We start from the raw sequence: 352 nt of genomic DNA, 5'->3' as shown, positions 1-352 counted from the left end.
ATGTGTGGAATCCACGAAAACGTGTTCAGCACTTATTAACTTTTTATTAGTAGCTGTCCTTAAAATGCGATTGAAAATCTGTTCAAACAGGTTCTTTATCTTTAAAGCGTCGCTTATAATTTTTCCCGAACGTGGAGTAGGAGGTACTTTATCATGGAAACCATAACCTAAGAACCAACGGTAAGCCATATTTGTTTCAACTTCTTCAATCATTTTACGCATGGAACGAATACCGAAGGAATATTGAATGAAAGTCAGTTTAATTAAAATAACTGGATCAATAACTTGGGCGTCCTACTGATTACATATCTTTCACCAAGTCATAAATGAAAGTGAAGTCAATGGCAGCCTC

Annotated in this window: 1 protein-coding gene; it reads right to left on the bottom strand. The window is 35.8% G+C overall.

All coding sequences use genetic code 11. The features are described 5' to 3' along the window. Positions 1-222: transposase (locus tag ADA55_RS31360; RefSeq protein WP_414629828.1), on the bottom strand; the 222-nt coding region annotated here is incomplete at its 3' end. Between the last annotated feature and the right edge of the window lie 130 nt (positions 223-352).

It is taken from the genome of Bacillus sp. 220_BSPC, from assembly GCF_001054655.1.
GTDB lineage: Bacteria > Bacillota > Bacilli > Bacillales > DSM-1321 > Peribacillus > Peribacillus frigoritolerans.
Note: the sequence above shows the minus strand (reverse complement) of the source record. Positions and strands in the feature narration are given on the sequence as shown.